5 protein-coding genes and 1 pseudogene are annotated in these 6,959 nt (G+C 74.1%); 1 reads left to right on the top strand and 5 read right to left on the bottom strand.

Going from position 1 to position 6,959, the window contains the following annotated elements; translation table 11 throughout:
• Positions 1-64 precede the first annotated feature (64 nt).
• Positions 65-862, top strand: a pseudogene (locus tag ACL03H_RS21295) (MmyB family transcriptional regulator); the annotation flags it as partial.
• A 90-nt stretch (positions 863-952) separates the two neighbouring features.
• Here the strand turns inward: ACL03H_RS21295 and ACL03H_RS21290 are convergent.
• From ACL03H_RS21290 to ACL03H_RS21270, 5 genes are all read right to left on the bottom strand, one after another.
• A complete protein-coding gene (locus tag ACL03H_RS21290) occupies positions 953-1,465 on the bottom strand; it encodes a flavin reductase family protein (RefSeq protein ID WP_412813062.1) in 513 nt (170 codons plus the stop codon).
• Positions 1,462-2,838 carry a flavin monoamine oxidase family protein gene (locus tag ACL03H_RS21285; RefSeq protein WP_412813061.1) on the bottom strand — a complete coding sequence of 459 codons (1,377 nt, stop codon included), beginning with the start codon at positions 2,836-2,838 and terminating at the stop codon, positions 1,462-1,464. Before ACL03H_RS21285 ends, ACL03H_RS21290 begins: the two co-directional genes overlap by 4 nt.
• Positions 2,839-2,842: 4 nt before the next feature.
• A complete protein-coding gene (locus tag ACL03H_RS21280; protein ID WP_412813060.1) occupies positions 2,843-4,252 on the bottom strand; it encodes an LLM class flavin-dependent oxidoreductase in 1,410 nt (469 codons plus the stop codon).
• Positions 4,253-4,572: 320 nt separating this feature from the next.
• On the bottom strand, positions 4,573-5,364 hold the full coding sequence (locus ACL03H_RS21275) for an IclR family transcriptional regulator (protein WP_412813059.1): 792 nt from the start codon (positions 5,362-5,364) through the stop codon (positions 4,573-4,575).
• Between the two features lie 175 nt (positions 5,365-5,539).
• Positions 5,540-6,769, bottom strand: a complete 1,230-nt coding sequence (locus tag ACL03H_RS21270) for a flavin-containing monooxygenase (protein ID WP_412813058.1) — start codon at positions 6,767-6,769, stop codon at positions 5,540-5,542.
• Between the last annotated feature and the right edge of the window lie 190 nt (positions 6,770-6,959).

The raw sequence follows: 6,959 nt of genomic DNA, 5'->3' as shown, positions 1-6,959 counted from the left end.
CCCCCCCCCCCCCCCCCCCCCCCCCCCCCCCCCTCCGCGCCCGCGAGTGCCGCAGACTGGAACCATGCCGACCGCGAAGCACGCCGAGCTGGGCGCGTTCCTGCGCTCGCGCCGCGACCGCATCCGGCCCGCCGAGGTGGGTCTGCCGTCCGGTCCGCGCAGGCGGGTGCCGGGACTGCGGCGCGACGAGGTGGCCCAGCTCGCCGGTGCGTCCGTGGAGTACTACGTGGAGCTGGAGCGCGGTGCCGGCTCCCAGCCCTCCGAGCAGATGCTGGCGGCCCTGGCGCGGGCCCTCCGGCTGAGCGCGGACGAGCGCGACCACCTCTACCACCTGGCCGACCGCGCGGTGCCCGTCCAGGGCGGCGCGGCCTCGCACGTGCACCCCGGGATGCTCGACCTGCTGTCCCGCCTCACCTCACCCGCGCAGGTGATCACCGACCTGCACGTCACGCTCGCCCAGAACTCGCTGGCGGTGGCCCTGCTCGGCGACCACTCCGGGTACCGGGGGGCGCGGGCGAGCTTCGTGCACCGCTGGTTCACCGACCCCGAGGCGCGCCGACGCTACCCCGAGGAGGACCACGCCGGGGTCTCGCGCTCCCTCACCGCCGACCTCCGCGCGGCGGCGGCGCGCCGCGACGCCCGCGACCCCGAGGCGAGCTCGCTCATCGCGGACCTGCTCGACCGCTCCCCCGAGTTCGCCCGCCGCTGGGCCGAGCACGACGTGGCCTTCCGCCGCGACGAGCGCAAGCGCCTGCTGCATCCCGAGCTGGGCCTGCTGGAGGTCAACTGCCTGCACCTGTTCAGCGAGGACGGCCGCCAGCGGTTGCTCTGGTTCACCCCGGTCGTCGGCAGCGGCACCGCCGAGCTGCTCGAAGCGGCCGCGTCGCCGGAGGGCCCCCCGACGCGGAAGACGGCCCGCTCCACCACCGGGAGCGGGCCGCCGGTCGCGCGGTCAGGCGGCGGGTTCCCGGTACCCGCCGAGGCGTCCCCGGTAGAACACGAGCGGGCCGGTGCCCTCGCCGTCCCCGGCGACCATGTTCCGAACCCTGGCGATGACGATGCGGTGGTCGCCGCCGGTCCACTCGTGGCAGAGCTCGCAGTCGATCCAGGCGTGCGCCCCGGAGATCCGCGGCGAGCCGTCCGGTGACGGGAACCAGTCCACGGCGGCGAACTTGTCCGGCGACTTGCTGGACAACGCCCGGCACACCGCGTCCTGCCCGGTGGTGAGCACGCTGGCGCTGAAGAGCCCACCGGCCCGGACCCTCGGCCAGCTGCCCGAGGTCTCGGCGACGCTGAAGCACACCAGCGGCGGGTCGAGCGACAGCGACTGGAAGGTGCCGACGACGAGCCCCGCCGCCGTGCCCGTCTCCGCGTCGCGCCCGGCCACCACGACCACCGAGGTGGGCAGCCTGCCCATGACGTCGCGGTAGTGGCGTGAATCCGTGATGTCGGTCGTGATCGTCATTCCCGTCCTCCTCCGGTGTCGGTCGTGCAGGACGCCGCGAGTTCCGCGGCGACCTGCCGGGCCGCGCGCAGCCCGCTTTCCACGGCTCCGTCGATGAAGCCGCCCCACACGTTGGCGTAGTCGCCGCCCGCGACGTGCAGCGCGCCCTCGGCGCGCTGCTGCTCGCGCAGGTATCGGGTGAGCTGGTTCGGGCGCTGGATCAGCCAGGTCTCCCGCGAGCGGGGATCGGCCATCCAGTCGTGCCCGGTGACGTCGAGGACCTCCAGGTCGTCCCGCCAGACCCGCAGCGCGGCGCGCACCGCGTGCAGGTCGTCGGCGGCGATCCGCCGCGCGTCCGCGCCGAAGGCCACCAGCACCGCGTCCTGCTCCCCGAGGTACTCGGTGCGCACCACCGAGAGCGGGTGCGCCGCCGAGGAGTAGGCGAAGAACGGGCGGATCGGGCCGCGCACCCGGATCCAGAGCTTGATGCCCTTCGAGGCGGTTCCCTCCTCGGTGGCCGCCCGCTTCGCCGCGCACAGCGGCGGCTCGACGGGCAGCGAACCGAGCAGGTTCTGCGGCAGGGTGAGCACCGCGCGCCGCGCCGCGATCCGGTGCCCGTCGGCGGTGGTCACCACCGCTCCCCCACCGTCGTGCTCGACGCCGGTCACCTCGGTGCCGGTGCGCAGCTCGGCGGTCGTCTCGGCCGCGATCGCCTCGACCAGGGCCCGGGTGCCCCGGGTCAGGCGGAACACGGCCGAGGCCTCGTGCATGAGGTGCCAGCTCCCGGCCGTCGCGGCGGTCCAGCGCAGCGCGCTGGCGTAGGCGCCGTCCTCGGTGGGGGCGTTGAAGTGCCCGACCCAGGCGGCCTCGTTGGCCTGGTACTCCTCGACCGACAGCCCGAGCGCGTCGAGCCGGTCGCGGACGCTGAGGTGGTCGATCTCGGCGAGCCCGTCCCCCGCGAGCGGGTCGTCGGGGCGCGGGATCCGGGTCATCGTCTCGGCCAGCAGCGCGCGCATCCCTGGGTCGATCAGCGTCATGAACTCGTCGAGCGTGCCGGTGCGCAGCTCGCCGCCCGCCAGCCAGTAGGCCTCCTCGGGACGCGGTCCCCGGGTGACCTCCAGGCCGTAGCGGGTGATCTCCGCCCACACGTGCGGTTGCAGCCAGTGCACCCAGGTCCCGCCCAGCTCCAGGTCGCGCCCGAACCGGTGGTCGGTCCACACCCGGCCGCCGAGCCGGTCCCTGGCTTCGAGCAGCACGACCCGCAGGCCGGTGCGACCCAGTTCGCGAGCCGTGATGAGCCCGGCGATCCCGCCGCCGACGATCACGACGTCGGTCCGTTCGTCGGCGGTGTCGGCGTTCGCCATCCGCTCCTCCTCGTTCTCTCCGGTGGTCACGGGGTCAGACGAGCGCGCCGACGGGCGGCAGCAGGTCGGGGCGCAGCGCGCGCACGGCCGTGGCGGGGTGCCCGGGGGGCGTGAGCCTGCCGCCGCCGGTGAGGCGCTCGCGCAGCGTGCGGGCGTCGCGGTCGTAGTCCTCGCGCGCGAGGCCCTGCCTGCGCAGCTCGGGCAGAGCCAGCTCGATGAACTCGGTCCAGCCCGCGGGTTTGGCCGCGTAGCTGAGGTTGAAGCCGTCGACGTCGGCCACGTCCCGCCAGCGGCGCAGCTCGGCGGCGACCGTGCTCGGCGAGCCGACCACGGTCGCCCCGGTGCCGCCGACGCCGAGGTAGGAGGCGATCTGGCGCGGGGTCCACGTCCGGGTCGGGTCGGCCCGGGAGAACATGTCCACGATGGACCGCACGCCCTCGGTCTCCACGTGCCGCAGCGGCAGGTCGGGGTCGCAGCCGGACAGGTCGACGCCGGTCCAGCCCGCGAACCGCGCCAGCGCGCCCTCGTAGCTGACCGAGCGCAGGTGGGCCTCGTACTTCTCCTGCGCCTCGGCGTCGGTGGGCGCCACCACGACCGTCATCAGCGCGAGCACCTGGACGTCCCGCGGATCGCGCCCGGCCTCGGCGGCGGCCAGACGGGCGCGGTCCACCGCGCGCCGGGACAGCTCGGGGGTCATGGTGTTGATGAAGATCGCCTCGGCGTGCGAGCCCGCGAAGGCGGTGCCCCGCGCGGAGGCGCCTGCCTGGAACAGCACCGGGGTGCGCTGGGGCGAGGGTTCGCACAGGTGGAAGCCCGGGACCTGGAAGTAGGTGCCGGAGTGGTCGATGGGGTGAATCCGCGCGGGATCGAGGTAGCGGCCCCCGTCGCGGTCGCGCAGCACCGCGTCGTCCTGCCACGAGTACTCCCACAGCCGGTAGCAGACCTCCAGGTACTCCTCGGCGAGGTCGTAGCGGCGGTCGTGCGGGAGCTGGGTGCCGAGGCCCAGGTTGCGGGCGGCCGAGTCGGAGTAGGAGGTGACGACGTTCCAGCCCACGCGGCCGCCGGTGAGGTGGTCGAGGGTGCTGAACTTCCGCGCCAGCGAGTAGGGCTGCTCGTAGGTGAGCGAGCAGGTCACGCCGAACCCGAGGTGCTCGGTGGCGGCGGCCATGCCGGAGACCAGCAGCGACGGGTCGTTGATCGGGAACTGCGCGGCGTCGCGCAGCGCGGCGTCCGGGCTGCCGGCGTGGACGTCGTGGTAGCCGACGGTGTCGGCGAAGAAGATGCCGTCGAAGCGCGCGTCCTCCAGCAACCTCGCGAGACCTGTCCAGTAACCCAGGTCGGTGTAGCGGTGCCCCAGATCGCCCTCGTTGCGCCAGGAACCGGCCGTCAGGTGCGCCGGGGCCTGCACGTCGAAGGCGAACAACTTGAACGGACGGTCACTCATCACGCCTCCTCGCTCACTTGGTGAACGCTGCGTTCACTTTATGAACGCGGCCAGCAGCAGTGTGCGATCGCGCCGGAGGCGCCGTCAAGAGTCGATCCGATCCGGGTTTTCGCTTGTCCTCCAACGGAACTAACACTCCGAAGGACGCTTGACACCGAATCCGAGCGCGAGGCATCTTTCCGAACGTGGCGTTCACTTGGTGAACACCCGAGTGGAGCAGTGTTCATGCCAGCGCCACGCGCAGGACGGAGGACGGGGCCATGCCGCAGGACGCCCCCCGCGGGAGCTGTCCCCGGGCGTCGAGGCCCGGAACCGGGAGATCAGTCCCCGGAGTCGGACTGCCAGAGCATGTCGGCGACGAGCTCGGCGGTGAGCTTCATGCTCTGCAGCGCGGAGGGAATCCGGTCCCTGCCGAAGCGGTAGCGCGGGCCGTCGACGGTGAGGACCGCGGTGAGCTCCCCGGCACCGTCGCGCACCGGCCGCGACAGCGACAGCAGCTCCGCTTCCAGCTCGTTGTCGATGACCGCGTAGCCCTGCTCGCGCACCTCGCGCAGCTCTTGGAGCAGCACGTCCCGGTCCACGATGGTGCGCTCGGTGAACGCCTCCAAGGTCGCGGGCAGCGCACCGCGGATCTCGTCCTCGGACAGCTCCGCGAGGATGATCTTGCCGGTGGAGCTCGCGTGCAGCGGGTAGTACCTGCCCACCGATTCGCGCAACGAGACCCCGACCATGTGCGGCCCGGCGACCTCGGCGACCAGGTCGTAGCCGAGCGGGAGGTTCGGCACCGCCAGCGTCACCGTCTCGCCGAGCTCGGCGGCCAGGTCGTCGAGCGCCGGACGCACCCGGGACACCAGGCCCGCGTACGGATCGGCGAGCTTGCCGAGCCGGGCCATCTCCCAACCGAGCGTGTAGGTGTTCTCGGCCCGGTCCACCAGGCCTTCGCGCTCCAGGGTGAACAGCAGCCGGAAAGCGGTCGGGCGCGCGATGCCGGCCATCGAGGCCAGCTCGGTCGCCGAGGCGCCGCTGTTCTGGTGCGCGAGGGCTCGGAGCAGCCGCACGGCCTTGACCACCGACTTGTTGGTCAGATCCGCCGGTTCTCCCGGGGTCGCCATCCCGATTCCCACTCCTCGCGCCGCCGTGCCCTGGCCGCTGCCGCGCGCACCAGCGGACGGCCCTGATCACCCCATCGTATGCAACCGGGCCCCGCCGACCCGGACACCCTCACGATCCACCGGGTGAGGGCGCCGCGCTCGGCGAGTCGAGAGGTGGGAGCTCGGCCGCCCCGGGTCAGGTCACCGAGGTGCAGCGGCAGTCGATCGTGCGGTTCGGGCCGCCCGCCCGGCGCAGGCCGCGGGCGATGGTCCTGGCGGTGGTGCGCGCCTCCCGGCCGACCTGCCGCACGTGCTCGGACGGGTGGTGGGTGAACCCGACGAAGTGCAGGTTCGGCGCCTCCGGCACGCCGCCCGGAACCGGCAGGCCCTGGCCGGTGAGCAGCGGACCGGCCCCGAACATCCGCTCCAGACCCGGCCGGAAGCCGGTCGCGGCCACGATGCGGTCCGGGCTGATCCGGGAGCCGTCCGCGAGCACCACCTGCTCCCGCTCGATCGCGGTGACGGCGGCGACCGGTTCCACCCGACCATCCAGCACGGCCGCGACGATGCCCTGGTCGTGCACCGGGCTGGTGCCGTCGCGCCGGGCGCGGACGCGGGGCCCTTCCTGCGGCCGGGGGACACCGCGGCTGGTCAGGTCCGGCAGCGTCAGCCGGGTGAAGGCCGCGGTGAGCAGATCCGCCGCGCCCGGCGGCAGGGCGTTCAGCGCCGCGCTCAGCCGCTGGAGTCGACCGGTGGTCGCGGGGACGAGGTTCGGCGGGGTCCGCACCGACCACCGGACCCGGCTCGCGCCGCCCTCGGCCAGGGCCACCGCGATCTGGGCACCGCTGTTGCCCGACCCGACGACGAGCACGTCCCGCCCCGCGCAGGGCTGCGGCCCCCGGTAGCGCGTCGAGTGGATCAACTCGCCGGGGAACGCGTCCGCTCCCGGCCAGTCCGGCACGTGCGGGAGCTGGTTGCGGCCGGTGGCGACCACCACGGTGCTCGCCGCCGCCGTGGTCCCGCCGGTGCACAACCGCCAGGACCGCGCTCCCCCGTCGTGCTCGACGGGCCGGATGCGCTCCACCCGGGTGCTCAACCGGACGTCGAGCTCGTGGTGGGCGACGTAGGCCTCCAGGTAGCGGACCAGGTCGTCCCGCGACACCCAGCGCTCGCGGGAGCGCGGGAGCCGCAGCCCCGGGAGGGCGGACAGCGACCGCGCGGCGTGCAGCCGCAGGCCGTCGTAGCGGTCGCGCCAGCTCGCCCCGAGCTGGCCGGAGCGCTCGAACACCGTCGCCGGGATCCCGCGCCGCTCCAACTCCGCCGCCACGGCCAGCCCGCTCGGTCCGGCCCCGATGACGGCGACGGGGATCTCCCGCCCGCCGGCGCACCGCGGGTGGGCGCGGGCCTGGTCGACGAGACTGCGCACGGAGAGCTCCTGGGGTCGGGTGGTGATCGAGGATCTTCACCCCTACCTCGTCCGGGAACGCCGCTTCCTGACGCCTCGACGGCACGATTCACCCCGTGGGGTCGTGACCCAGGCGAACGCCCCACCCCATCGTGGGATGTTCGCCGCCCCGCACCGGCAGTCGCGCGCGACAGCGCGCGGGGATCAGCCC

Source organism: Saccharopolyspora antibiotica (assembly GCF_047200635.1).
GTDB lineage: Bacteria > Actinomycetota > Actinomycetes > Mycobacteriales > Pseudonocardiaceae > Saccharopolyspora_C.
This window is presented reverse-complemented; position numbering and strand designations above follow the sequence as displayed.